Genomic DNA, 25,274 nt, shown 5'->3' with positions numbered 1-25,274 from the left:
CTTGGAAAGCCTTGCGGGTTCCTTGCCCGCAATGCGGATGGGGCTCCACCGGCACGGCTGCCGGTCTCCGGTTGCCCTTTGGTGCACGCCTGTTGTAAGGCCCGCGCCACTTCATTCATCGGACCCGCGGAACGGCCTTGCAGAAGGAGGATCGCGGGCAGTCAGCGAGCGGACCCATGGCAGGCCATTCCAAATTCAAGAACATCATGCATCGCAAGGGTGCGCAGGATAAGAAGCGCTCGGCGATGTTCTCCAAGCTGTCGCGCGAAATCACCGTCGCCGCGAAGATGGGCATGCCCGATCCGGACATGAACCCGCGCCTGCGTGCCGCCGTGAACGCGGCCAAGGCGCAGTCCATGCCCAAGGACAACATCCAGCGCGCCATCGAGAAGGCGAGCAAGGGCGACGGCGAGAACTACGAGGAAGTGCGCTACGAGGGTTACGGCCCGAGCGGCGTCGCCATCATCGTCGAAGCGCTGACCGACAACCGCAACCGCACCGCCACCAACGTGCGCACCGCCTTCGCCAAGAACGGCGGAAACCTGGGCGCTTCGGGCGCGGTCAGCCATGGCTTCGAGCGTCTGGGTCTCATCGAGTACCCCGGCACCGTGGGTGACGAGGACAAGGTTCTTGAAGCCGCTATCGAAGCGGGTGCCGACGACGTCGAAAGCGACGGCGACAGCCACGCGGTCTGGACTTCCGTCGAGAACCTGCACGAAGTCGCGCGCGAGCTCGAGAAGGTGCTGGGCGAGGCCGAGGGCGTGAAGCTGGCCTGGAAGCCGAGCCTCAAGGTCGATGTCGATCTGGACACCGCGAGCACCCTCATGAAGCTCGTCGACACGCTCGAGGACGATGACGACGTCCAGACCGTCTGGGGCAATTACGAGATCTCGGACGAGGTCATGGAGAAGCTGGGCTGACAAGCCGGAAGCCGGGGCTTCGGCTCCGGCATGCTGGCTGACGGCCTCTTAGCGCGATGATCCTCATCGGTATCGATCCCGGTCTCACCTGCACTGGCTGGGGCATCGTCGCGAAGAGCGGCAGCCGCCTCAGCCATGTGGCGAACGGGCAGATCCGCACCAACGCCAAGGCCGGGATGGCCGAGCGGCTGGTGGAACTGGACGCGGCGCTGACCGACGTGATCCTTCACCACCGCCCGGATGCGGGCGCGGTGGAGGAAGTCTTCGTTAACGTGAATCCTCAGTCGACGCTGAAGCTGGGGCAGGCGCGCGGCGTGGCCATGCTGTCGGTCGCCCGTGCCGGGCTTCCCGTGGCGGAATACTCCACCCGCCTCATCAAGAAGGCGATCGTCGGCACAGGCGCGGCCGAGAAGGCGCAAGTCCAGGCCATGCTCAAGATCCTGCTGCCTGGCGTGAAGCTCGCCGGCGAAGACGCGGCCGATGCTCTCGCCGTCGCCATCACTCACGCCAACATGCTCGGCAGCCACCGCTGACCGCCCGCCGGCCGGATTAGAGCCCGGCCCGTTCGAGCGCCGCCTGCACATCGTAGACGGGATCTGCCGTGCAGGTGCCCGGCCGGACATAGAGGCAGGGCTTTTCCTCCGGCAGCACGGTGCAGGCCACGCGCCGGTAGCCGTCTGCGCCTTTCGGCAGGCTGTGCCCCATGAGCAGGGCGTTTGATGAGCGGCTGATGGAAGCGGGGAGTGGCACCCGCCCTTCCAAGACGCCCTCTGGCACGACCGAGAGCGGGAGCGGTCGCGGCAGGATGGAGGGCGCGGCGTAGAGGTAGTATGCCTGCGCCACCGCCAGGCGGCACACCTCCGGGCGCTTCGCCGCAGTTATGGCCAATTCGCTCAGTCCGCCACCGCCCCGCAAGGACCGGTAGCCGCCCGTCGCTGAGGCGGAGGCGAAGCTGAGCAGGCACCAGATCGATGCCGTCGCCAGCAGCGGCTGGAACGGGCTGCGCGCCGCGCCCTGGCGGAACGCGCGCTGCACCAGCGAGAGCGCTCCCACGCTGGCGACTATCATTACCGACTGGGTGGCCACCCACACGAAGCGATACTCCTTGTGCGCCAGAAGGCTGTGCGCAAGGATGGTCGCCGCTGCGGCGAAGAGAAGCGGAGCGTAGCGTCTGGCTGCCGGGACGATGGCAAGGACCGTGAACAGGAGCGCGGCGGCGCCGAAGTGTCGGTAGTATTCGACAAGGTACTCGAACGGACCGCTCGTTCCGAACCGCGCCGCCCGTCCTTCCCCGATGTTGTGCGCGAAGTTGGCGAAGATCCATGCGAACGGCAACGTGCCGGCGAGAAGATCACTGGCGGCCCCTGCAGCCGCCGCGGCAAGCCCGCCTGCGAGAAGCGGTCTCCATCGCCGAGGCTCCAACCGCAGCGTATGAATGGCCAGAACCGCGGCGAAAGGGGCGAACTGAAATCGCAGCAGCACACCCAGCCCCAGAAGGCACGCGCTCGCAGCGATGCGGCGGTGCGTCGCTCCTTCATCCAGCAGCGGCGCGGCGGCCAGCAGGAGTATCGCGGCGGCGAGGCTTTCCGAGAGCAGCAGATCGGAGAACAGAATGCTCTGCCACCACACGGCCACGACGAGCATCGCGATCCAGGCGTGCGCGCGCGAGGTCAGTGCGCCCAGCTGCCAGGCCGCAGGCAGTGCCAGCAGGGTGAGCGCGGCATAGGTGCCGCGCGCCAGGTAGAGCGGGGCCATCGTACCGGGGGCAAGCCATCGGCCCAGCGCGATCGGCATGGCAAGCAGCTGCGGGATCAGCGAGTTGCGGATGCCGAACCGCGCCTCCCACGGAACGATGCCGCTGCCGGTGACGATGCGGTGTGCCTGCTCGAAGTACTGCGTCAGCTCGTCGGCGTGATGCTGGTCGAGCGGCGAGAAGGCGATCGCGCGCAGGAGCACGGCCACCACGGCCGTGCCCACGGCGAGCAGTCGCCACACCGACGGCGTGAAAAGTGCCTCGTCGCCCGATCGGAAATCGTCCTGCCCCTTTCGCCCCATCGCTGCCTGATACGGCAAGCCGCGCGGCAAGTCACCGCCGTGCGCGCAATTCGCTCTTTCGTGGCCATTCCCGGTATGCCATAGGAACAAACCATGATCGCCAAGCTCACCGGACTGTTAGACGACACTGGCCCCGACTGGGCGATCATCGACGTCAACGGCGTCGGCTACCTTGTCCATTGCTCGGCCCGGACTCTGAGCCATCTGGGCATCCGGGGAGACCGCGTCGTCATCCACACCGAAATGCAGGTGTCGGAAACCGACCAGCGGCTCATCGGCTTCGCCTCAGCGGCGGAGCGGAACTGGTTTCGCATGCTGACCGCCATTCAGGGCGTCGGGTCCAAGGTGGCGCTGGCCATCCTGTCGGCATTAACGACGGAGGAACTGCAACGAGCCTGCGCGGGCGGGGACAGCGCCATGGTCGCCCGTGCCAATGGCGTGGGTCCGAAGCTGGCGAGCCGCATCGTCAATGAACTGAAGGACAAGGCAGGCGGCCTGCCGGTCGCGCCCGGTGCGCCTGGCGGTAGCGCGGCCTTGCCGCAGGGCTCGTTCAGCGCAGATGCCGTTTCGGCGCTCCAGAACCTGGGCTTCAAGCCCGTCGTCGCCGCTAACGCCGTCGGCAAGGCGGTGGATGAACTCGGGGAGAATGCCGGGCTTAACGATCTTGTGCGCGTGGCGCTCAAGCTGGCGGCCGGGTAAGCGGCCGGTCGCATGACGGACAATCCGATTCTCTCCCCCAGCCGCCAGACCGAGGATGTGGACGCTGCCCTGCGACCCAAGAGCCTTGCGGAATTCGTCGGGCAGGCCGCCGCCAAGGACAACCTGCAGGTCTTCATCGAATCCGCCAAGTCGCGGCGCGAAGCGATGGACCACGTGCTTTTCTTCGGCCCGCCGGGGCTGGGCAAGACGACGCTGGCCCAGATCGTCGCGCGGGAACTGGGTGTCGGCTTCCGTGCGACCTCTGGGCCGGTCATTGCCAAGGCGGGCGACCTCGCCGCGTTGCTCACCAATCTTGAGCAGGGCGACGTCCTTTTCATCGATGAGATCCATCGCCTCAATCCCGTGGTGGAGGAAGTGCTCTATCCCGCGATGGAGGATCGTGCCCTCGATCTCATTATCGGCGAAGGGCCCTCGGCCCGTTCGGTGCGGATCGACCTTCCGCCCTTCACCCTGATCGGGGCCACCACCCGGCAGGGTCTGCTGCAGACGCCGCTGCGCGATCGCTTCGGGATACCCGTGCGGCTGCAGTTCTACACGGTCGAGGAACTGGAGAAAGTCGTGACGCGCGGGGCCGGGTTGCTCGGCATCGGCATGGACCGGGGCGGGGCGACTGAAATCGCCCGCCGATCGCGTGGCACGCCGCGCGTGGCGGGCCGCCTGATGCGCCGCGTCCGTGACTTCGCGCACGTTGCGGGCTCCGATGTCATCACCCGTGGCATAGCCGACAACGCCCTGACGCGGCTTGAGGTGGATTCCATCGGGCTCGACGCGCAGGACCGCCGCTATCTCCGGATGATCGCGGAGATCTACAAGGGCGGCCCGGTGGGCGTCGAGACGCTGGCCGCCGGACTGTCCGAGCCGCGTGATACGATCGAGGAGGTTATCGAACCCTACCTCATCCAGCTCGGCCTGATCGCCCGTACCGCCAGGGGGCGCTGCCTGAACGACCGTGGCTGGCAGCACCTCGGGATGACGCCGCCTGTGGGGCCGCAAGGCGGGCTCTTCGATTCGTCGGACGGCTGATTTCTCTCCGGGCCAAGCGGCCCTCTCCCGACGGCCTGCGCCGGGCGGCTGCTGCCAGACAGTGCCGTTTCGGCACAACCCGTGCCACAGTGCCGAATATTAACCAGGATTTTGCTTTTTAGACGCGGTTTTGCTTGAAATCGCGTTGCCGCATCGGGCGCTCTCTGCGTTTGCTTTTCTCAACCTGGCGAGGCGGCTTCCTTGGCGAGCCGCAGCCGCCATGCGCAAAAAGAGGGCAATGGTTTATGTCGGTTAGGATGGCCCTGGCGAAATTGTCCGCCTGCGCGGCGGGCTGCGCTATCATCGGCGGTGGCGCCGTTCACGTTGCCGAGAAGCAGGCCGCCAAAACCGAATACCGCAAGGTGAAGGTCGCCAAAGTCGCCAAGCCCCCGAAGCGGCCGGCCAAGCGTATCATCCGCAAGGAGCCCGCGCCCGAACTCAAGCGCGCCCGCAGGATCGACAGGCCAGATGAACCTGCAGCCGTGGCCATGGTCCCTGCGCCCGCCCCTTACGCGCCGGTATCGGCGCCCCCGTCCTACGTCGGTGGCAGCGGCGGCGCTCCGACGGTGATCGGCGGTGGAGGCGGCTTCGGTGGCTTCGGCGGCGGCTTTTTCGGCGGTTTCTTCGGCGGTGGTGGCGGCGGTGGCGGGGGCAACGTGGTCATCACGTCGACGACCACCGGCGGTGTCACCTCGACCACCGGCGGTGTCACCTCGACCACGAGCTCCAGCTCCAGCACCGGCGGCATGACGTCGACCACGACGACCGGCGGCATCACGTCCACTACGTCCACCAGCTCCGGAAACGTCTCCACATCGAGCAGTTCCTCCTCGTCCTCGTCGTCCTCCTCCAGCTCGTCGTCCTCCTCCAGCTCGTCGTCCTCCAGTTCGTCGGGTGGCGACGACGAGAACACCTCGGGTGGAACGACGTCTGGCGGCTCGTCGACGAGTTCCTCCTCCGGTTCGTCCACGTCCAGCTCTTCGTCCAGCTCGTTCGGGGGCACCAGTTCGTCGTCCTCCTCGACAAGCTCGGGTTCCTCATCGTCCTCGACCTCGTCGGGCGGGTCCACCTCGACAAGCTCCGGCGGTACGCCCGTTCCCGCGCCGCCGATGCTGCTGCTGTTCGGTGCGGCGGCCGCGGCCATCTTCGGCCGGCGCCGGCTGGCGCGGGTGAAAGCCTGAAGCTATCCCACTGGGCGCCGTCCCTTCAGGTCAGATGCCGTAGCGCCGCTTGACGGCCCGATACCGTTCCAGCCGCATGTCCTCGCGTTCGGCCTTGCTGACCATCGCGGTATCGGCAGGCAGATGCGCGAGAATCCTGTCACGTGGCACCACTTGCGTGCGGAAGTTGGCTGCGTCCTGCGTCAGCAGATTGCGATAGGTGAGATTACCGGCGCGGAAGCCCTGCGTGTCGAGCCAGTTGTGAACGCCCGGGTCGTTATGTGCGAGCACCAGCCGCACGACTCCGTCGCGATCGATGCGCGTTCGGGCGGGCGTGTAGCTGACCGGGCGATGGAGGAAATCCATCGAGCCCACGAAAGCTCCCCCCATTCCGAAGATCCAGAATCCGGGATGGGCATCCATCTCGACGATGAGCGCCTCCTCGGGAGCCAGCTGCCAGACCATGTGCGCCGCCATGCGACCCCGGTGGAGGTCGGAGGCATCGTTGGCGGTCTTGTCGGCAGGGAAGGTGTTGAGCGCGTGAGGATCACAGACCCCGCGCGAGATGCGCCAGGAATGCTCCGGCCAGTCCCGCATCAGCCCGGTCACGAAGTTCCCGGCCCAATCCATCGCCTGCGTCATGGTGGCCGGTGTCGGGAGCGGGCGCGGGCTGTCCATCCCGACGCGTTCGATCGTCATCGTCGTCGGTGTCTCCTCCCACGCGTCGAAGGCTTCGCGAATGAACAGCTTGCGGCTTTCGGACGTGGTTGGAAGCCAGTTGCCCTTTCGCTCCGGCCCGCCGATGAACAGCTCGAAAGTGCCGTCGCTGTCGGCTTCAATCCGGGTGCCGAGAATGTTGCACTCAGGGATGTCGCCGAAGGGCTCGTGCAGCGAAGGCCAGTCCGTGCCGGGGATGGTCGGGGGACGCGGCCCCTGCACGGTGATGTTGAGCCAGCGCGCCGTGCCTTTCCGCCCTGTGATCCGGTAGGTGTGGTTGCCGTCAATCCAGGCCTGTCGGTACGTGAAGTCCGCAACGTCGCCGCCGAGCTTGCGTGTAGGGGTGACGAAGGGGTGGATCTGAGGAAACGCCGGATCCTTCGTCTCCAGCGCCAGATCGAACGCCTGTCCGAGGTTCTGGGTGAGGAAGCGGAAGGCGTCCGCGCGTTGCAGTGGGCTCGCCGGACTGGCGTCCTTGAAGGCTGCGAGCCCCGCATCCTTGAGGCTGTCGCAGAAGCTCTCCCACGCGGCGCGCAGGCGGGCATCGTCGGAACCGTCACCATAGGCCATCGTCAGGCTCCCAGCCGGTAGAGGAGATCGGAAAGGTAGTGTGCGGCGCGTCTGCACGCCTGGCGCGGGCCTTCCGCCTCGATGCGCGGGCCGATAAGTTCAAGGTCGAAGAGGCCGGCGTAGCCAAGGTCCAGAACGTCGCGAAGGATGCGTTCGATGGGCATGGCCCCATCGCCGGGAACGGCGCGGCACGGGGTGCTGCGGTCTCCCAGCACATAGTCGCTCACTTGTACCAGACCCGTCAGCGGCAAGGCCTCTGCGAGGTTGGAGCGTAGATTGGCTTCCGGCCAGCAGGCATGGAGCTCCACGCACACGCCTATTCCCGCTGTGCGGGCCAGTTGCGTGGTGTCCGGCAGGGTGTGGGCGATATGGATGTCAGCGTTCAGGGCGGACGCGTTCTCGACCAGCAGGGCAATGCCCGCACGCTCGGCTCTGTCGCGACAAGGCGCGAGCAGGTCGGTGAAGCGGGACGCCGCTTCTTCCCAGGACAGGCGGCCCCGTCCGCCCGTGAGCAGATAAATAGACGGCACACTCAGTTCGGCGGCAAGGTCGATGGCCGCGAGCAGCACCTTGGCGGCATCCCCCTTGTCCCGCTCCAGGTCGGGGTAGAGCGCGAAGGGGTGGTTGATGCAGCCGATACGGACCGGGCTTTCGCGCGCGGCCTTGCGATCGGCCTCGTGCCGCAGACGCGGAGTGACGAGCGTGCAATGTTGGATGTCCTCGTCATGGCAGAATTGGAGGAACTCCGCCGTGGGCTCCTGGGCAAGGGCTACCTGGTGCAGGCTGACGCGCGGGTGCATGGTCAGCGGCGGACCTCGATCGGTACGCCGAACCGTTCACGGAAAGGCGCGAATTCGGCGTTAAGCTCGTCGATATTGTATCCCGCATCGACGAGCACCTGTGTGGAATAGTGGAACTTCCCGTGCCGGTCGCCCCGGTTGTTGGCGAGATAGTCGCGCATGGCGGTTTCCTGCCGCTCACCGAAATTGCGACCGGCGAACGCGTAGTAGCCCCGTACCGTCTCCACCGGATCGGCTACGAAGTCGTGGTAGAGGACGTGGTGGATGCGCGGGTCGTTCACCAGGGGATTGCTCATGGTGTTGCCGATCGACCAGCGCACCCGTTCCAGATGAGCGCGCGCCTCCTGCCTGAGGTCGATCTTGCCGACGATCCCCTCCATGATGTCCGACATCATCATCGTGGAACTGGCCGCCACCATCACCGGGTCCCGGTGCAACCACACGAGCGTAGCGTCCGGATAGGTGTCGAAGAACGCTTCAAGTCGGGTCGTGTGAAACCCCTTCAGCACCCAGTAGCCGGGCGGGCGCTTGTACTGAAAGGCCTGCAGCATCGCCTTGTGGATGCGGTACTGCGCCGCCGGATCGGTGGGAAGTCCCATCGAGAGGTTCTGCATCGGCACACGCCACCAGGCGGTAGGAGTCATGACGCGGAAGTCGAAAGCCCAGGTCCGCTCATCCTCCGGCAGGCCGTTGCCCAGCATATCGTTGTAAGGATGGCAGTGTAGCCACTTGGCCATCTTCGTGTTGATTTCGCGCCATTCCGTGTCGGCCTGCGCGTAGCGGGGGTCATCGCCTTCCACGGCGCCGGGCGGCGGCGAGGGATGCATGACCTCGGCAAAGCGCAAGGCTCGTGCATCCGGGTCGACCGACATGAGCGCGTGCATCAGGGTGGTGCCGGAACGGGGCTCGCCGCTGGCGAACATGGGGCGCTCGATCACCTCGTCGGCAAGCGGATAGTCCTTGCGGTCCTGAAAGAAGCGGAGCCGGTCCGTAAGCAGCCACTGGCTGTTCCGCGCGGCGGCCTGCCGACCGTTGTCATCCATCGGGATGGAGTTGATGTGCGCCACGGCCAGACCGAACCGTTCCACAAAGCCGTCGTCCGACCAGTCCGACAGGCCGGTGGCTGCCATGGCCTCCTGAAGTAGCTCCTCGGCGTCGAGTTCCGCCACGCCTCAGCCCTCCACCAGCTTCTGGATCTCGTCCTCGGTCTCGCGCACCTTGGCGGCGGATGTGGCCGAGAATTTCATGCCGCCCATGCCGCCATATTCCATCAGCTTGTAGACGCGCATTCCGGCATCGGCGAAGCCCTTGATCTTGCGGGCGACCTCCTTGGGCGTGCCGACAGGGAAAATGTCGCGGATCGCCTGCGGGTTCATCTCGGCGCAGAACTTCAGCATGGCGTCCCGGCTCAGCTTGACCGGATCGAAATCCATGATGCCGCGCCAGTCCGGGCCCATCGGGTGCTCATAGCCGAACTGGGCAAGATCCCTGGCGGTGAGCATCAGGATGATCGACTTGACCATAGGGGCCTGCAGCATCTCGTCGATCTCGTCCGGCTCGCCGATCAGGCAGATCTGAGTGATCGCAGGCGTGAAGTGGCTCATGTCGCGGCCCACCGCGTCGCCTGCATCAAGGATGGTCTTGAGCTTCGCGGCGTAATCTTCGGGCGTGTAGGAGCCCGCGGGCCACCAGCCGTCCGCCTCGCGCCCGGTGATGCCGAGCATGCGGGGGCCGGCGGCGCCTAGCCAGATCGGGGGCGCCTTTCCATCGTAGAACTCGGTGTCCAAGCGGGCGTGTTCGAGGTGGAAGAACTCTCCTTCGAAGTCGACCGGGCCGTCGGCGTGCCAGAGCCGCTTGATCACCTTGATCGCCTCTTCAAGGCGGCCGACCGGCTTGGCGAAGTCAAAGCCGTAAGGAACCGTGTTCTCCAGCTCACCGGAGCCGAGGCCCAGAATGAAGCGCCCCTTGGACAGGTGGCTGATCGTCAGGGCCGTCTGCGCCAGGAGGGACGGATGGCGGCGCACGGTATCGACGACGGTCGTGGCGAGCGGCGTTTTCCGCGTCAGCACCGCGGCGGCGGCGGCCACGGCCATTCCGTCGAGGTGACGGTGGGGGCTTGGCGAGGCCTTGGCGAGATCAGTGAACTCCGGCGTCCAGATCGAATCGGGCCAAAAGCTGACCATATGGTCTGGCAACCAGATTGAGTGGTAGCGGCCCGAATCGTAGTCCGCGACCATGTCGATGCCCAGCGGCAGGGTGGTGCGCAGAAAGGCTGCCGGCTGCACGTTCATTGGCCTTTTCCCCTCCGGTTATCGGGGGCGCATCGCGGGAACGATGCCTGCGGCGCCGCCTCTTTGTCGGTGCCCGGTAGGTGGTCTAGGCATGGAGGAAAGCAAATTCCCATTTGGGGATGAAACGATGCCGGGAGAATCGTTGATCGTTCCTCTGATCGAGGGGCTTCTGCAGGACCCGCCCTGGGGGCGCTTCCTCGATGCGCTGCGCGCAAGCGTTGGCGGCGACTACGCGAGCCTCGTCTTCCGGCCGCTGCCGCTGGGCACGCCTGAAGCGCGTGTGATCCACCTGTATTCGGGGCAGCCTTCGCCGCCGCCCGTGACGCGCCATTACCGTGAGAGCTTCTATCTGCGCGATCCGGTGCCTTACCACGAAATGGAGGAAGGCCGTTCGTACCGGCTGGAGCAGCTGCTTCAGCACGGCGGAGCCGATCACGACGCCTACCTCACCCAACTGCTGCTTCCTTCGGGCATGAACCACCTTCGCATGATCCGCATGAGCGACAACGCGGGCGTAAGCGGGTGGATAACCGTCACGCGCCGCAAGGGCGAATTCGGCACGGAGGTGGACCGGCTGCTTGAACAGCTGGCGCCGTACATGCGCGCGGCGCTCGGCAGCTTTGTGACGCTGGAACGGGAGCGCATGACGGCGGCCGTCGCGTGCGAGGCGGTGCGGCGAATGAATTTTGGCTGGATCACACTGGACGGCGAAGGACGCGTGCTGGACGCCGATCCGCATGGCGCCCGCATTCTGCAGGCGGGTGACAGCATCGCGCGGGCAAAGGACGGCAGGCTGACCGCCAGGGATGCCTCGTTGCGGCGACAACTCGTGAGCGCGGTTCGGGATCTGGCGATCAGTCCGCAGGCCAGGCCGCGCGCGGTGGTGCTGGGCCGCGAACCCTGGCTCGACCTGCTGCTCGTTCCGTCCGGTCAGCGCATGGGCACGACGCAGGCGGCGCCGGCCATCGTCGGCTATCTTCATGCGGACAACTGGTCGTCGGCCGATCGCTGTGACCAGCTCGCCCAACTTTTCGACCTCGCGCCCAGCGAGGCGCGGCTTGCGCTCGCCCTGAGCCGCGGCATGTCGATCAGCGAGGCGGCGCCGGAACTTGGACTGACAGTCGAATCGGCACGAACGTACTCCAAGCGTATCTACGCCAAGACCGGCGCACGCGGGCAGGCTGATCTGGTGCGCTTCATCCACCGCAGCGTCCTCGTGATCGCCTAGGACGTTTCGGATACATCCGGGTGCCTCGCCGGAGCGATTAGAACGGGTGTTCAGCATTCCCGGTTGACCTTACCGTCTTGGGGGATCAGCAAATGCATACGATCGGCCCACAAGGAGGGCCGCACAAGCATCGGGAGAATGCCGCAGATGACCAAGCCTCTAGCCGGAAAAGTCGCGCTCGTGACAGGGGCCTCGTCAGGCATCGGGGAAGCCGCAGCGCTGTGCCTTGCCGAAGCCGGGGCGACGGTCGCGCTCTCGGCTCGCCGGGTCGAGCGCCTGTCCGGCCTGGTCACGCGGATCGAGGCCGAGGGCGGAAAGGCTCTTGCGATCCCCGGCGACATGACGGTGGAGGATGATGCGCGGCGTGCGGTGGCGGAAACGGTCGCGCAGCTTGGAAGCATCGACATCCTCATCAACTCCGCCGGCATCATGGAAGCGGGCGGCATTGAGAACTGCGACACCGCCATCTACCGCAAGGTCATCGACATCAACCTGATGGGCACCGTCTATACCTGCGCGGCGGCCGTGCCGCACATGCTGGAGCAGGGCGGCGGAGACATCATCACCATCTCCTCCCTGGCAGGGCGCAAGGGCGGCCCGATGACGAGCGCCTATTCGGCCAGCAAGCACGCGGTCAACTTCATGACGGACGGCATGCGCCAGGAGCTCGGCGGCAAGAACATCCGCGTCACCACCCTGATGCCCGGCGCCACCGAAACGGAGGTGGGAGACAGCATTTCCGACCCCAACTGGCGGGCCGCAATTCAGGCCCATGTCAGCAAGGAAGGGGCGGTGAAGCCGCGCGATATCGGCGAGGCCATCGTCTTCATCCTGTCCCTGCCGCGCCGCACGAACATCTCGGAAATCGCGATCCGACCGACGATCGACACGTCGGCGTAAGCGGCCTCTAATCCAAGGGAGAAGGGCTATGGCCGGAAGGCTTCAGGACAAGGTCTGCATCATCACCGGCGCGGGTTCCGGCATGGGCCGTGCGATGGCGAAGTTGTTTCATGCCGAAGGGGCGCGGCTGGTGCTCGCGGATATTTCGGGCAACCAGGATGAAGTGGCGTCGGAACTGGGCGGCGAAACCGTCGCCGTCCATTGTGACGTATCGGACGAAGGGCAGATCAAGGCGATGATCGCCACCGCCGAGGAGCGCTTCGGCCGATTGGACGTGCTGTGCAACAACGCCGGGTTCGGCGGGGGCATGGCGCCCCTCCACACGCAGCCGGTGGAACTGTGGGACAAGGTCCACGCCACCAACATTCGGGGCGTGTTCCTCGGCATGAAGTACGGAATCGAGTCGATGCTCAAGACGGGCGGCGGCGCCATCGTCAATACAAGCTCCGCCTCGGCGGTGGTCGGGTGGAAGCACCACAGCGTGTACAGTTCCGCCAAGGCAGGCGTGCACCAGCTGACCAAGGTGGCAGCGCTGGACTATTCGGACAGAAACATCCGCGTGAACGCCGTCGCGCCCGGCACTATGTGGACGGGGCTTGTGGAAGCTTCGAAGACGCACGATGCGCCGCCTGAAGGCTTCCCGACGCTCGCGGGCATCCCCCTGGGGCGCTGGGGCAGGGCCGAAGACGTCGCCGCCGCCGCGCTGTTCCTGGCCAGTGACGAGGCGGCCTATGTCACAGGCGTCATCCTGCCGGTGGACGGAGGCTATTCGATAGGATTTTCGGGCATGGGAGCCGAGCGGCCCGGCATCGTCAGCGTCAACGCGGACGACAGCTAGAGCCAGGGCGCCACGGGTATTCCCGCAAGCGACGGATCGGCCCACAGATATTCCGTGAAATGGCCGATCCGCCTTCGCGTGTCGACATAACAGAAGCACAGGCCCGCTTCGGGCGAAGGCACGGCAGGAAAGAGCAGCGCCATGGCGTCCCCGCTTGCGTGCACCTCGTCCAGCAGCGTTTCCCACGCGGCGTAAGGGCCCGGGACGGCGATCGCGACGTGATGGAAGGCGAGGAGGTGGGCCGAGAGGTCCACCGCTCCGCTGTAGATCTCCGTCACGCCGGACACCGGCTCGATGATCTCGAACTGGCGCGCGGCGCCCGGCTCACCCATGTTGGCGATCGCGGATTTCACGCCCAGCCGCCGGTGCTCTCCATAGGATAGGACCTCGATATCGGACTCGTTGCGGCGCAGCCCGGTGATCCCCAGTTCCGCCCCCGCGTGCGCCACCGCCGCGTCCATGTCGCGGGTGGCGTAGCTCACCTGGACAAGCTGGCCGTAGCGGCGGCCGAGGTGCGTCATGCGCCCTGTTTAACGGGGATGCGATACCGCTCGATGTAGTCCGCGAACGTGGAGTGCACGGCGTCGCGGGTAAGGCCGTAGCGCTCCAGAGAATATTCGTGCTTGCCGTGCTTGCCCTTGGGATTGGCGGCCATGTAGCCTTCCATCGCGGCCTTGGCCTCAGGCGTGAAAGGCTCGCCGAAGTGCTCGTAAATGCCGCGGCAGGCGCCGATCGGGTCTTTCATGACATCGACGTACTGCACATCCAGGATCGCGTCCTGCCCGTGCTTGGCGCGGAAGGCGTCCTGCCGCTCGATCATGATTGCGAAGGTGTCCATGAAGGAGCGGCCGATCCCTTCGAGATCGACCTCGTCCGAGTAGATCCGCCGCACGTTTTCGATGAGGCTGCCGACCGAGCCGAGCACATCGGCGGGGTCACGGTGCGTCATCACCAGCTGCGCGTCCGGGTAAACGTCCGTCAGCGCATCCAGGAACAAGGGGTGCCACGGGTTCTTGAGCGTCCACCGTCCGCCGGCCTCGGCCTGCAGCGTCTGGAGCAGGCGCTTGTGGAAGCGGAAGGCGGGGCCGTAATCGGCTTTGTGCAGCAGCCAGTCGCGATAGCTCGGTATGTCCGCCTGCGCTTCGAAGACCTGCGCGCAGAACGAGTACGTCATCGCGAACTGGCACTCGGTCGGGCTATGCGCATCCTCGTAATGGATGGCGGCGATCTGCGGCATGTGCTGCAGCGAGGCCAGCGTCTGGTCCTGCATCTTCTGCCAGCGGGGGCCGGCGGTCAGCTCCTCCGGGCGTGGCGGCGGCACCGGGTCGTGCGATTCCCAGCGCAGAAATGCCCTGCGCGCCGGGTCCGAAGCGAGGAGGTTGATCACCAGCGTAGTGCCCGTGCGCGGCAGGCCGAACACGAAGAGGGGCTTTTCGACCGGTCGCTCGAGCAGTTCGGGGTGACGGGACAGCCAATCCTCGATCCGCATCCTTCCCGAGAGGTACTTCACCAGATCGCGGTGAGCGAGCTGCTCGCCGCGTTCGCTGAAGCCGGCTTCCTGTGCGTACGAGCGAAGCAACAGGTCCAGGCCCTCCGTCACCGCTGGATCGCCGATTCCAGTCAGTCCGGTTTCGGCCCGCGCGGCCGCGATCACCTCGTCCAGGATCATCCCTGTATCCTCCATCCCGTTGTCTTATCGTCCCTGCGGTGATGCGCAGAGGCTCTGGCGATTGCAAGATAGTGATTACTTCGACACTCTGCAGGAGGAAGCGGCAGGGTGCCGGGTGGAGAGGTCAAAAGCCATGGATTTGAGTACGGCACGGCATGCGTTCGTCACAGGTGGTGCCAGCGGGATCGGTCTAGGTATCGTCGATGCGATGGTCGGGCGCGGCGTGCGCGTTACCATCGCGGACATCGATGAGGACAGCCTCCGCTCCGTCGTCGCGGAACGCGGCCCGGCCGTGCGCGGCGCCGTTCTTGACACGCGCGATCGAGAGGGTTGGGCGCGCGCGAAAACCGAAGCCGAAGCAGCGTTCGGCCCCGTCGACCTTCTCGTCAACAACGCCGGCATCGCGCCGAACGGTCGCGAATTCGCGGACATGGATCCGGCAAGCTTCGACCGTATCGTCGCGATCAACCTCACTGGTGTTGCCAACGGCGTGTTCACCTTCGCCGCCGATATGCGCGCACGCGGCAAGGGGCATGTCGTCAACACCTCATCCCAGGCGGGACTGGTCGCAAGTGTACCGGGAGTGGGCGCTTACGCCGTGGCCAAGTTCGGCGTCACAGCGCTGACAGAGGCGCTGCGACAGGAACTGGCGCCGCATGGCGTGGGCGTTTCGTTGCTGTGCCCCGGCTACATCGCGACGAACCTTGCCGAGAGCACCCGCAAGGTGGGAGGCGAGATCCGCGACGCGGCCGGTCGGATGCCGCCTTCCCGGATCACGGTGGAGGACGTGGGGCTGATGGTGGTGGAAGGAATTGAGAACGACGAGCCCTGCATCGTCACGCACCCGCGGGTCTGGAGCAGCGTCGAGCCGCGCTTCGCCGCCATCCGCGCCGCCTGCGAGCATCGGGACAGCCAGGCGACGCCGCCGCATGGATGAGGAACGGCTTGCCCGGATCGAGGCGCAGCTGGCCGTGGCGGACCTTGTTCACGACTATGCCCGTGCCATCCGGCGCGAGGCGCATGAGGATATCCCCGCGTTGTTCGCCCCTGACGGCACCTTCGAGGTGCGCTCAGGCTGGCCAGATCGGAGCGACTTCGCGGTGCGGCAGCGCTTCGAGACACCGGACGCGCTTGCCGCCTTCCTGATGGAAGGCAGGGGGAAGCCTCATCCCGTGCCGTTGATCCATAACCTCATGATCGAGGTGGACGGCGATACCGCCACCGCCAACGCCATGATGTCCGCCGCGATACCGGGGACCGACCGCACCGTGACGGGCGAATACCTGGACAGCTTCGTTCGTCAGGAGGGGCGTTGGGTGTTTTCGTCCCGGATCTACACCGTCTATCCCTGACGCGCCCCTCGGCGCTCCACGCTGACCCCGCCGAACATCATTCCTTCGGCGGGGCCGGTGAGCACATCCATGGGAAACACCTTGGGCACGGCACTCACCGCGTCCAGCCGTGCAAGATGGCTGTCGTCCAGCGTCAGGGAGAGCGCGCCCAGATTGTCGTCAAGCTGTAACAGCGTGCGGGCACCGACGACCGGCGAGCACGTCGCCGGGTTCGCCAGCGTCCAGGCGAGCGCCACTTGCGCTGCGGTGCATCCGAGTTCCCCGGCGATTTCCACCACGGCGTCCGCAACATCAAGGTTGCGCGCGGAAAGCTTGCCGGTGAGCGCGTTGATCGCCTTGCGCGAACCGCCAGCCTCAAGGCTTTCGCCCTCAGCCAGGTCGGCCCGGGTATACTTTCCGGTGAGAATGCCCTGGCCGAGCGGTGCCCATGGTGAAAGGCCCATGCCCATCTCGACAGCCATCGGGATGAGTTCGCGCTCCACCGTGCGCTCGATCAGGCTATACTGGATCTGCAAGGCGCAAAACGGCGTCCAACCCCGCAGTTCGGCGATCGCCTGCATGCGGCTGGCCTGCCACGCCGGAACGTCCGAAAGCCCGATGTAAAGAACCTTGCCGCTGCGCACGAGGTCATCGAAAGCGCGCAGGATCTCGTCGACGGGCGTGCGGAAGTCCCACATGTGGAGATAGAGCAAGTCGATGTAATCGGTCTGCATACGCCGGAGGGAGTCCTCCACGGCCCGCACCATCGTCTTGCGCTGGTTTCCCGCTGCGTTGGGATCGCCGGGGCGTGTGGTCAGGGAATACTTGGTCGAGATCACCAGCGGGTGCCGCCGACCCTGGACGATGCGTCCGAGCCATTCCTCCGAGCGCCCCATCCGGCCGTAGAAATTGGCGGTGTCGATGAAGTTGCCGCCGCCGTCGATGAAGCGGTCGACCATGGCCCGAGCCTCATCCTCGGTGCTGCCCCAGCCGCCATCGGCGCCGAACGTCATCGTTCCAAGGGCGAGGGGGGAAACCCTCAAGCCCGAACGGCCGAGCAGGCGGTAGTGATCCAGGCTTGTCGCCATGTCGTGTTCTCCTCCAATCCTTCTTGCGGGCCTGCCGCGCCGCTGGCCATGGGGAGATGCCGCGCTGCCGTCTGGATCAAGCGACCCTTCCGTCGCATTGCGTCGCCTGCGCGCTGGGCGTAGCAGGCGAACATGATCGCGCATGTCGAACCCTTTCACGCCACCACCATCGGCCGCCTCGCCTACGAACTCGCCGCCCAGGGACGCGACGTGATTCACATGGAATACGGCCAGCCATCCACCGGCGCACCGGCGGCGGCCATCGCAGCGGCTCACGCGGTGCTCGATAGCGAGGCTGGCGGCTACTGGGAGAGCCCCGCCCTATGCGACCGGATCGTGCGGCACTACCGCGAGGCTTACGGCGCCGCGGTTTCGCCTGAGCAGGTGTTCCTGACCTGCGGCGCCTCACCTGCTTTCGTGCTGGCCCTTTCGTGCCTCTTCCGGCCGGGGTCACAGGTCGCCGTGGCACGGCCCGGATACGTGGCATACCGCAATGCGATGCGCACCCTCTATATTGAGCCGGTGGAGCTGCCCTGCGGTCCGGCGGAGCGTTACCAAGTGACGGCAGCGGCGCTCGACGCGCTTGATCCGGCGCCGGAGGGGCTGATCCTCGCCAGCCCGGCGAACCCGACCGGTACCGTCATCGCGCGCGAGGAACTGGCGGCGATCGCAGAGGTGTGCAGGCGCAAGGGCATCGCCGTCATCTCGGACGAGATTTACCACGGCCTCACCTATGACGTGGAAGCGGACTCCATGCTGCAGCACATGCCGGACGCGCTGGTGGTGAACAGCTTCTCGAAATGGTTCTCCATGGCGGGGTGGCGGCTGGGCTGGCTGGTCGTTCCGCCCCACCTGATCGAGGCTGCGCGCGCGCGGATCGCCAACCTTTTCCTCACGCCTCCCGTACTGTCCCAGCATGCGGGGCTGGTCGCCTTCGACTGCGTGGAGGAACTGGAAGGGCATCACGCCAGCTACGCGCGCAACCGCGAACTGCTGCTTTCCGCCCTGCCGCGGCTGGGCCTCCAGAAGATCGCCCCGCCTGACGGGGCCTTCTACATCTGGGCCGACATCGGCCATCTCACCAAGGACAGCCTCGCGTTCTGCCGCCGGCTTCTTGCGGATACCGGGGTGGCGACGGCGCCCGGTATCGATTTCGATCCGGTGGAGGGCAACCGCTTCATCCGCTTCAGCTTCGCCGTTTCCACGCCGGAGATCGAGGACGCCATCGAACGCATGGTGCCGTGGTTCGCGGCGCAGGGGGAGATGGCGTCGCCTGCCTGATCCCTCTCGCGCCCGGGCAGATGCGTTGACACGCACTTATCTCGGAGGAATGCTCGCACCCTGAGGAACGGGGAGGGTCGGATGGCGATATTCGTGCTGGTTCATGGCGGCGGCCATGGCGGCTGGTGCTACAAGTTCGTGGCGCAGAGGCTGCGCCGCATGGGCCACGAGGTCCATGCCCCTTCGCTTACCGGGCTTGGCGACCGGGCCCATGTGATGAGCGCGGACATAGACCTCGACACGCACATCAGGGATATCGTGCAGCTCATCGCGTTCGAGGATCTTACCCGGGTGATCCTCGTCGGCCACAGCTATGGCGGAATGGTCATCACCGGTGTGGCCGACCGCGTGCCCGAGCGCATTGGTCATCGCGTCTATCTCGATGCCGCTTATCCGACGGACGGAGAATCGCTCCACGATCATGCTCACGATGCCATCGAAGGCGCGCGTCGGGGGCTTCATGAGGTGGACGGCGTGCCCCTCGTCATGGCGCCTCATGCGGGAATGGCGGCTTTCTTCGGCGTGACGGATCCGGAACTCGGCGCCTGGACGGATGCGCGGCTGACAGCGCACCCGTGGAAATGCTTTGAACAGAAGCTCACCTTGAGGAACGAAGCGGCGATGAGGGCGACGCCTGAATCGCACCTCATCTGCACCTCGACGATTCCGGGGCGAGCGATGGAGCAGCTTCGCACGCGCGCGCAGGGACGGGTTTGGGACATCGACACCGGTCACGACCTCATGTTGACCGAACCGGACTGGGTGGCGGACAAGCTGGATCATATCGCTTCACGCTAGAAGCGATTCGCCCGAATGGGGGAAAGCGGCGGATCTGGTGGATCGGCGCACAGGTTTTCGCCGCTCCTAGAAATCCGGAATGGTTCTCGGTTTTTGGTTAGGCCGCTTCGGCTTAGGATGGTGGCCCCGGCGCTGGGCGGTCCGGTTTCGCGTACTGGTATTCCACCTTCATTACACAAGTTGTAATGCGACAAGGATGGCGGCTAACCCCTAGAGTTGGTCGTAGCACCGCGCACCTCTTTTGGGGGACAAAGACGCGCCCTTCGGAACGCGAAAGACGATACAATGATGACGACAATCCTGGAGAAGATGGGCGGCAGCCGCGCCCATGCGGCGCGGCTGCGGGACTTCCTGCATGACGTTGCGGGCAGTACCGCTTGTGAAGAGGCCGATCGTGTCCGGGAGGCATTGATCCTTCTGCCGGGCGGCGGATCGGATGGCGCTTCCGGGCTCGACTATCCGCGTATCGAAGCCATGCTGGAATGTGGCGCTACGCTGAACGCCGTGCTCGAAATCGTAGGGCCGGACGCAGCCCTCATGCTCTCGCGCGGCAGCAATGCCGTCTGCCTGGCGACGGTGGTGCCTGCGGGCGCACCCGAGGAAGCGATCACCGACGGCCCGACGCTGGCGCTTGCGGTGCTTGCCGGGCATGTCTCGGGCGTGGTCGCGCATCTGGAACGCGGTGACGTGGAGCCGGAAACCCCTGAGATGCCGGCCATTCCGCTTTCCATGCGGCTGCACTGACGACGCATGGCGGGGGCGCGGGTCAGTTTACCAGCGCGGCCTCGATGGCGATGCGGATCGCATCGGAGGTGTGATTTGCGCCGAGCTTGGTAAGCATGTTCGCACGGTGGATTTCCACGGTGCGGGGGCTGATAGCCAGTTTTTCGCCGATCAGGCGGTTGGACAGACCGCTTGCAACGCCGCCCAGCACTTCCCGCTCGCGCCGGGTGAGCCGTTCCACGCGGGCGCGGGCCATCACTTCGCGCAGCTTGGCGTTGCCGAGGCTTTCCGCGCGTGCGATGGCCGTGCCAAGACTGGTCGCCAAATCTTCGGGGGAGATGGGCCAGGCGATGTAGTCGATCGCGCCATCAAGAATGGCCCGGACGATACGTTGCGCATCGGGTTCCTCGCTGAAGGCGATGATCGGGAACCAGTCTCCCTGGCTGGCCATGCTGGCGACCAGCGTGTCGATCGCGCCGGCGTGATCGTGGACCATCACCACGCCGGCACGGGGCCAGGCGGCTGTCAGCTCCTCGATCGTCTCGAAAGGTTCCACGTGGATGCCGCCGCCGGAAAGTACGTGACTGATAGTGGCCCGTCGGCGCATGTCTGCGTCGACGAGGATGAGATTGGAAATAAGTTCCACGGCCCGTCTCCCAATGGATATGTCCCTAGGGAGTTATTCGCAGCATCGCTGCCGCGTCTCGCTTCACCTCATCCAAATTCGAGAGAAAGCCGGCCGTTCCGCCAGCAAGGCCACTTTTGCAAAGAGTAAGGATCACCGAAACGGCGCTGTTTCAAGCAGCAGCATGGCCGGTCTATCGGAACTGAAAGTAGGGGAGCCTGACGACCCTACTCGGCAATGTTCATCACGTAGGTCCGCCGGGCGAAGCGCCAGCGGCCGTCATGGCGCACCAGATCGTCGTCGTAGCGAGCGGCGAACTTCATCACCTTGCCCCCGATCCGGGCGATTTCGCGCACATGGCAGCGCGCTGTCGCCGTATCCCCCGCCACCTGGATCGCGCCCGGCATGGCGAAGAAGATCATCGCGTCCATGTCGGTGAAAAGGTCGTCCCAGGTGCGGCCTAGCTCGTCATGACCGCGCACCTGGTGATCCACTCCGCATCGGGAGCCCAGCAGTCCAGCCACGGCGCCTTGTCGATGCGCGAGGCGGCATCGGCATACGTCTCGAGCAGTTCGCGAATGGCGGCGCGGTCCTCCGGCGGACCGGAAAAAGCGCTCATTCCGGGAATTCGCCGATGGTCATTGTGTAGGCGCGGTGCGTGAACTTCCATTCGCCGCCCAACCTTGCGAGCGCATCGGTGTAATGGCCGCAAAGCTTGAACACTGTGCCCGCTTGGGTCTGTACCACCTCCCGGGCGTAGGAGCGGGCGGCGGCCATGTCGCCGTCGATCGCCATCGCTCCGATTTCACCCAGGAACGCGACCGAGGCCCAGTCCTTCCAGAGGCTGTCCCACGTCGCGGCAAGGGCATCGTGCCCGGTCGCGTCAAACAGGTGGCTGCTCCACCGTCCGTCCGCAGCGAACGTACTCAGCCACAGTTCACGGTCGCCGCGCCAGCTTGCATCGGCATAGGTGCCGTAGAGTTCCCGAATGGCGAGACGGTCTTCGAGCGGACCGGTGAATGGCATCGCGTTCTCTCCCCTGTTTTGCAGGTGAGTGTGCGCAAGACGATGCCATGTGCAAGCGCCCTTCGATCGTCCCGGCAGTGAATGTGCGTGGATGGGCGACCGGCAGGCTACGAAAGGGCGGAGCTTGCTCCTCCGCCCGTTTTCTCACGAGTCGAGCCGGACCGCGCGTTCTTCCCGGGGGACCTGGCGCACCGGCACGGCTGCCAGCCATTCCTGGAACGCCTCGTTGTCCACCATGCCGCGCACCACGTCCGTCCCCTTCCTGAAGGTCGCGAAACCGTCGCCCCCTTCGGCAAGGAAGTTTACGGCTGTGACACGGTACTTCGCCGAAGGGTCGATCGGCCGGCCATTCAGCGTCAGCGACACCACCCGCTGCCCGGACGGGCGACGCATGTCGTAGGTGAACTTCAGGCCCGCAGACGCGGCAAGAACCTGCTTGTCGCCCTCGTCGTCGAGGCCGTCCTCGATCACTTCGCGCACTTGCGCGCCGGTGAGGGTCATGGTCACCAGTTCGTTGCTGAAGGGCTGAACCGCGTAGACCTGCCCGAAGTTGACCGAGCCGTCAGGCGCGGGATCAATGGGCGCGCGGAGGCCGAAGGGGTTTGTGAAGGCGATCTGCGCGCCGGCGGAACGGCTTCCGGCGAGCTGCGAGTCGGCAACGAGGTTGCCGAGCGGGCCGCCGGTGCCGCTGGTGCCGCCCTTGGCCACCGGTTCCGACAGTTTGCCCACCGGCCGCGCAATCAGGTCCGCAGCGGCGTGGACGTAGGACGCCACGTACTGCGCGACATCGGCGCGAGGCTGGAACTGCGGGAACAGCGGCGTATTGGGTGCGTCGCCACGGCCGCTGCTGTAACCTTCCGACTGGACGATGACGTTGTGCGCCTTCTTGGCGATGACCTTGTTCGCGACCGGATCGATGGTGAGGGTGATGTCGGTCACGACCTTGCCATAGACGCCCGCGCTCGTCAGCAGGATCGGCGAAGCGGCGCCGTCCTTCGCCGGGTACTCGCAGACGTACTGCTCGTGCGTGTGGCCCGAGACGACGAGGTCCACCCCGGGGTTCAGCGCATCGAGGATGGGCCGGATGCCGCCGGTGAGGTCGGTGCAGCCGTTCGGATCCTGGCCGAAGGTCTTGCCGCCCTGGTGGATCAGCACGACGACTGCATCCGCCCCTTGCGCCTTCAGGGCCGGAACGGCGCGGTTGATCGCTTCGGCCTCGTCGCCGAAGGTCAGGCCCTTCAGCTGGTTGGGAGAAACGAGCGTCGGCACCGACTTCAGGGAAAGGCCAACAAAGCCGACCGTCACCCGTGAAGCGCCTTCGCCAAAGGTCTTGATGCCGGTCGCCGGGAACAGGGTGGAACCGTCTTCGCGGAAGGTGCTGGCGGAAAGATACCGGTAGCGGGCACCGCCGAATTGCTCGACCTTGCAGGGATCGAGGCGCGTATTCTTCTCACAGCCGCCGTTCTGCAGGCGCTGGAGCTCCTTGGGGCCGCGGTCGAACTCGTGATTGCCGACCGCGTTGAACTCCAGTCCGATGCGGTTCATCACGCCGACCGCCGGCTCGTCGAGGTGCAGCGAGGAGGCGAGCTGGGATGCGCTGGTCAGGTCACCGGCAGCCACAACGACGTTGTTCGCGTGGCGCGCCTTCAGCGAATCGACGGCGGAGGCAAGCCAGGCCGCGCCGCCCGCGGGAACCGACACCGTGCGGCCGTCCCCGGTCGGCGCCGGGATCGAAGCCTTGGGCGGCTCAAGGGCGCCGTGGAAGTCGTTAAGGGCGATGATGCCCACTTCGACAGGTCCGGCCGCAGAGGACTGGCGAATGGCCTGGGGTGTGGCGCAGGCCGCGATGAGCGGAAGAGCGAGGAGCGGAATTGCTCTGAGGCTTGGGGAGGTCATGGCCGCGCTCTATCGCAGGTGATCGTGACGAACCAAGGACGAATTTGGCCCCCAGATCAGTTCGCCTGGCCCTCCAGCGCGTGCATCTGCTCGTCCGTCAGGCCGAAGTGATGACCTACCTCGTGAACGACCACGTGTGCCAGGAGATCCTCCAGCGCGACGTCCGTTTCGCACCATTCGGCAAGGAGGGGCTGGCGGTAAAGAGTGATGCGCGGCGGAAGCTCACCCGAAAGCCAGACCGAATCCTCGTCCATCGGGCGGCCGTGGTAGAGACCGGTCAGTTCCCATGCGTCTGCGATGCCCATGTCGCGCAGGGTGTCCTCGTCCGCGAATTCCTCGACGTGAACGGTGATGCCCTCGAGGTGTCGGGAAAATGGCTCCGGAATACGGGCGAAGGCCGCATGAGCCAGAGCTTCGAATTCGGCGGGCGAGGGGGGAGATCCGAAACTGCGCGTCATAACCCCAGGTGTGACAGCATCGAGGGGGCGGCGTAAAGCCCGGCGGGTGCAGGGCCGATTGCGCCATCCACATCCTGTCGTGGGGGCTTCCTTGCGATCGGTGCAGGATTCTGCGACGAAACCGGGCATGACTCCCGCGATATTCGGCCTTTCCGGCCTGACCCTGACGGACGATGAACGCGCCTTCTTCCGCGATGCCGACCCCGCAGGCTACATCCTGTTCGGCCGCAATGTGGAAAGCCGCGAGCAGGTCCGGGCGCTGACCGACGAGTTGCGCGCCCTCCTTGGTCGGGACCGCCTGTTCATCTGCATCGATCAGGAAGGCGGCCGTGTCGCCCGCATGAAGCCGCCGGTGTGGGACGCCTATCCCGCCGGTGAGGCGTTCGACCGCCTGTTCGACCAGGCGCCTGCCAGCGCCATCGAGGCCGCACGGGTGAATGCGCAGGTCCTCGGCATGGATCTGGCCGAAGTCGGCATCAGCGTCGACTGTCACCCGTCGCTCGACGTCCGCCAGCCGGGCGCCCACGATGTGATCGGCGATCGCGCCCTCGGCTCGGACCCCGTGCGTGTCTCCGCTTTGGGCCGCGCGATCCTGGATGGTCTGGGGCGAGCCGGGGTCGCGGGCTGTATCAAGCATATTCCGGGGCACGGGCGGGCCACGGCGGATAGCCACAAGGAATTGCCGACCGTCACCGCCTCGGCCGAGGAACTGGAAACCGACCTCGCGCCGTTCCGGACTCTGGCTGCGGCGTCCATCGGAATGACGGCGCATGTGCGCTACACCGCCTGGGACGCGGAGAACCCCGCCACCCTTTCCCCCTTCGTGGTGAACGAGGTGATCCGCCGGGGCATCGGCTTCGACGGCCTGCTCCTGACCGATGATCTCGACATGGAGGCGCTCTGTGGCTCCGTGCCCGAGCGGGCGGCGCGCGCGATCGCGGCCGGGTGCGACATCGCCCTCAACTGCTGGGCGAAGATGGATGACATGGCCGGCATCGCCGAGGCCTTGCCCTCGATGAGCGAGGCGACCGCCGCGCGGCTTCAGCGGGCACTCGAAGGGGTGTCCGTGCCCGAAGCTGCCGACAGGCGTGCGCTGCTGGCGAAGCGCGATGCGCTGCTGGCGCTGCGGGCAGCCTGAAGGTGGCGAGTTCCCCCAC

The 25,274-nt window shown here is 65.9% G+C and carries 28 protein-coding genes; 13 read left to right on the top strand and 15 right to left on the bottom strand.

Annotated features, from left to right (window positions below):
• The first annotated feature begins 176 nt into the window (after positions 1 to 176).
• Complete coding sequence (locus C2R25_RS19385) at positions 177 to 920, top strand: YebC/PmpR family DNA-binding transcriptional regulator (RefSeq protein ID WP_103730750.1); 744 nt, start codon at positions 177 to 179, stop codon at positions 918 to 920.
• Positions 921 to 976: 56 nt separating this feature from the next.
• Entirely contained in the window at positions 977 to 1,453 is a 477-nt protein-coding gene (gene ruvC, locus C2R25_RS19380; RefSeq protein ID WP_103730749.1) for a crossover junction endodeoxyribonuclease RuvC, read from the top strand.
• A 16-nt stretch (positions 1,454 to 1,469) separates the two neighbouring features.
• Here the strand turns inward: ruvC and C2R25_RS19375 are convergent, their stop codons facing one another.
• The gene (locus C2R25_RS19375) at positions 1,470 to 2,993 is read right to left on the bottom strand and encodes a hypothetical protein (RefSeq protein ID WP_233204153.1); all 1,524 of its coding nucleotides are present in this window, start codon (positions 2,991 to 2,993) and stop codon (positions 1,470 to 1,472) included.
• 75 nt (positions 2,994 to 3,068) lie between these two features.
• Between C2R25_RS19375 and ruvA the strand changes: the two genes are divergently transcribed.
• Both ruvA and ruvB read left to right on the top strand, forming a co-directional pair.
• Positions 3,069 to 3,674, top strand: coding sequence for a Holliday junction branch migration protein RuvA (ruvA, locus tag C2R25_RS19370; RefSeq protein WP_103730748.1), 606 nt, complete (start codon positions 3,069 to 3,071; stop codon positions 3,672 to 3,674).
• A gap of 12 nt (positions 3,675 to 3,686) precedes the next feature.
• On the top strand, positions 3,687 to 4,718 hold the full coding sequence (gene ruvB, locus C2R25_RS19365; protein WP_103730747.1) for a Holliday junction branch migration DNA helicase RuvB: 1,032 nt from the start codon (positions 3,687 to 3,689) through the stop codon (positions 4,716 to 4,718).
• A gap of 535 nt (positions 4,719 to 5,253) precedes the next feature.
• On the opposite strand, the gene C2R25_RS20760 is transcribed toward ruvB, so the two are convergent.
• The 5 genes from C2R25_RS20760 to C2R25_RS19340 form a co-directional block, all read right to left on the bottom strand.
• A complete protein-coding gene (locus tag C2R25_RS20760; RefSeq protein WP_199183880.1) occupies positions 5,254 to 5,862 on the bottom strand; it encodes a hypothetical protein in 609 nt (202 codons plus the stop codon).
• 67 nt (positions 5,863 to 5,929) lie between these two features.
• Positions 5,930 to 7,165, bottom strand: a complete 1,236-nt coding sequence (locus tag C2R25_RS19355; protein ID WP_103730746.1) for a DUF1214 domain-containing protein — start codon at positions 7,163 to 7,165, stop codon at positions 5,930 to 5,932.
• Between the two features lie 2 nt (positions 7,166 to 7,167).
• A complete protein-coding gene (locus C2R25_RS19350; protein ID WP_103730745.1) occupies positions 7,168 to 7,965 on the bottom strand; it encodes a sugar phosphate isomerase/epimerase in 798 nt (265 codons plus the stop codon).
• Between the two features lie 2 nt (positions 7,966 to 7,967).
• Entirely contained in the window at positions 7,968 to 9,134 is a 1,167-nt protein-coding gene (locus C2R25_RS19345; protein ID WP_103730744.1) for a sulfotransferase, read from the bottom strand.
• Between the two features lie 3 nt (positions 9,135 to 9,137).
• A complete protein-coding gene (locus tag C2R25_RS19340) occupies positions 9,138 to 10,256 on the bottom strand; it encodes an LLM class flavin-dependent oxidoreductase (RefSeq protein WP_103730743.1) in 1,119 nt (372 codons plus the stop codon).
• Between the two features lie 127 nt (positions 10,257 to 10,383).
• Here C2R25_RS19340 and C2R25_RS19335 point away from each other — a divergent pair, with 127 nt between their 5' ends.
• The 3 genes from C2R25_RS19335 (at position 10,384) to C2R25_RS19325 (ending at position 13,222) form a co-directional block, all read left to right on the top strand.
• Positions 10,384 to 11,484, top strand: coding sequence for a chemotaxis protein CheY (locus tag C2R25_RS19335; protein WP_103730742.1), 1,101 nt, complete (start codon positions 10,384 to 10,386; stop codon positions 11,482 to 11,484).
• A 147-nt stretch (positions 11,485 to 11,631) separates the two neighbouring features.
• Positions 11,632 to 12,384, top strand: a complete 753-nt coding sequence (locus C2R25_RS19330) for an SDR family oxidoreductase (protein ID WP_346770670.1) — start codon at positions 11,632 to 11,634, stop codon at positions 12,382 to 12,384.
• Between the two features lie 28 nt (positions 12,385 to 12,412).
• Positions 12,413 to 13,222 carry an SDR family NAD(P)-dependent oxidoreductase gene (locus tag C2R25_RS19325; protein WP_103730740.1) on the top strand — a complete coding sequence of 270 codons (810 nt, stop codon included), beginning with the start codon at positions 12,413 to 12,415 and terminating at the stop codon, positions 13,220 to 13,222.
• On the opposite strand, the gene C2R25_RS19320 is transcribed toward C2R25_RS19325, so the two are convergent.
• Together C2R25_RS19320 and C2R25_RS19315 are read right to left on the bottom strand one after the other, a co-directional pair.
• Entirely contained in the window at positions 13,219 to 13,743 is a 525-nt protein-coding gene (locus C2R25_RS19320; RefSeq protein WP_103730739.1) for a VOC family protein, read from the bottom strand. The genes C2R25_RS19325 and C2R25_RS19320 overlap by 4 nt on opposite strands.
• Positions 13,740 to 14,891: a sulfotransferase gene (locus tag C2R25_RS19315; protein WP_103730738.1), complete on the bottom strand. Its 1,152-nt coding sequence runs from the start codon at positions 14,889 to 14,891 to the stop codon at positions 13,740 to 13,742. Before C2R25_RS19315 ends, C2R25_RS19320 begins: the two co-directional genes overlap by 4 nt.
• Positions 14,892 to 14,952: 61 nt before the next feature.
• Between C2R25_RS19315 and C2R25_RS19310 the strand changes: the two genes are divergently transcribed.
• Together C2R25_RS19310 and C2R25_RS19305 are read left to right on the top strand one after the other, a co-directional pair.
• Positions 14,953 to 15,828 carry an SDR family oxidoreductase gene (locus tag C2R25_RS19310; protein ID WP_233204149.1) on the top strand — a complete coding sequence of 292 codons (876 nt, stop codon included), beginning with the start codon at positions 14,953 to 14,955 and terminating at the stop codon, positions 15,826 to 15,828.
• Entirely contained in the window at positions 15,821 to 16,243 is a 423-nt protein-coding gene (locus C2R25_RS19305; RefSeq protein WP_103730736.1) for a nuclear transport factor 2 family protein, read from the top strand. Before C2R25_RS19310 ends, C2R25_RS19305 begins: the two co-directional genes overlap by 8 nt.
• Here the strand turns inward: C2R25_RS19305 and C2R25_RS19300 are convergent.
• Positions 16,234 to 17,310 carry an aldo/keto reductase gene (locus C2R25_RS19300; protein WP_103730735.1) on the bottom strand — a complete coding sequence of 359 codons (1,077 nt, stop codon included), beginning with the start codon at positions 17,308 to 17,310 and terminating at the stop codon, positions 16,234 to 16,236. The two genes, C2R25_RS19305 and C2R25_RS19300, sit on opposite strands and share 10 nt — an antisense overlap.
• Positions 17,311 to 17,442: 132 nt before the next feature.
• Here C2R25_RS19300 and C2R25_RS19295 point away from each other — a divergent pair, with 132 nt between their 5' ends.
• The 3 genes from C2R25_RS19295 to C2R25_RS19285 all read left to right on the top strand — a co-directional run bounded on the left by C2R25_RS19295 (position 17,443) and on the right by C2R25_RS19285 (position 20,133).
• A complete protein-coding gene (locus C2R25_RS19295; protein ID WP_103730734.1) occupies positions 17,443 to 18,591 on the top strand; it encodes a pyridoxal phosphate-dependent aminotransferase in 1,149 nt (382 codons plus the stop codon).
• Between the two features lie 81 nt (positions 18,592 to 18,672).
• Entirely contained in the window at positions 18,673 to 19,389 is a 717-nt protein-coding gene (locus C2R25_RS19290; protein WP_103730733.1) for an alpha/beta fold hydrolase, read from the top strand.
• Between the two features lie 285 nt (positions 19,390 to 19,674).
• A complete protein-coding gene (locus C2R25_RS19285) occupies positions 19,675 to 20,133 on the top strand; it encodes a hypothetical protein (protein ID WP_233204148.1) in 459 nt (152 codons plus the stop codon).
• Positions 20,134 to 20,155: 22 nt separating this feature from the next.
• Here C2R25_RS19285 and C2R25_RS19280 read toward each other — a convergent pair whose 3' ends face one another.
• From C2R25_RS19280 to C2R25_RS19255, 6 genes are all read right to left on the bottom strand, one after another.
• The gene (locus C2R25_RS19280; protein ID WP_103730732.1) at positions 20,156 to 20,758 is read right to left on the bottom strand and encodes a response regulator transcription factor; all 603 of its coding nucleotides are present in this window, start codon (positions 20,756 to 20,758) and stop codon (positions 20,156 to 20,158) included.
• Between the two features lie 206 nt (positions 20,759 to 20,964).
• The gene (locus C2R25_RS19275) at positions 20,965 to 21,219 is read right to left on the bottom strand and encodes a nuclear transport factor 2 family protein (protein WP_158250723.1); all 255 of its coding nucleotides are present in this window, start codon (positions 21,217 to 21,219) and stop codon (positions 20,965 to 20,967) included.
• Complete coding sequence (locus C2R25_RS20590) at positions 21,198 to 21,356, bottom strand: nuclear transport factor 2 family protein (RefSeq protein WP_158250722.1); 159 nt, start codon at positions 21,354 to 21,356, stop codon at positions 21,198 to 21,200. Before C2R25_RS20590 ends, C2R25_RS19275 begins: the two co-directional genes overlap by 22 nt.
• Complete coding sequence (locus C2R25_RS19265) at positions 21,353 to 21,763, bottom strand: nuclear transport factor 2 family protein (protein WP_103730730.1); 411 nt, start codon at positions 21,761 to 21,763, stop codon at positions 21,353 to 21,355. The genes C2R25_RS20590 and C2R25_RS19265 overlap by 4 nt, the downstream gene beginning before the upstream one ends.
• A 144-nt stretch (positions 21,764 to 21,907) precedes the next feature.
• Positions 21,908 to 23,659, bottom strand: coding sequence for a bifunctional UDP-sugar hydrolase/5'-nucleotidase (locus C2R25_RS19260; protein WP_103730729.1), 1,752 nt, complete (start codon positions 23,657 to 23,659; stop codon positions 21,908 to 21,910).
• A gap of 56 nt (positions 23,660 to 23,715) precedes the next feature.
• Positions 23,716 to 24,117 (bottom strand): metallopeptidase family protein, encoded by a 402-nt coding sequence (locus C2R25_RS19255; RefSeq protein WP_103730728.1) that lies wholly within the window; start codon positions 24,115 to 24,117, stop codon positions 23,716 to 23,718.
• 127 nt (positions 24,118 to 24,244) lie between these two features.
• Here C2R25_RS19255 and nagZ point away from each other — a divergent pair, with 127 nt between their 5' ends.
• Positions 24,245 to 25,255, top strand: a complete 1,011-nt coding sequence (gene nagZ, locus C2R25_RS19250; protein WP_103730727.1) for a beta-N-acetylhexosaminidase — start codon at positions 24,245 to 24,247, stop codon at positions 25,253 to 25,255.
• Positions 25,256 to 25,274 lie beyond the last annotated feature (19 nt).

Origin of the sequence: Novosphingobium sp. HII-3 (assembly GCF_002916655.1) — a bacterium.
Lineage (GTDB): Bacteria > Pseudomonadota > Alphaproteobacteria > Sphingomonadales > Sphingomonadaceae > Novosphingobium > Novosphingobium panipatense.
The sequence above is the reverse complement of the archived record's forward strand: the minus strand, read 5'-3'. Positions and strand labels throughout refer to the sequence as shown.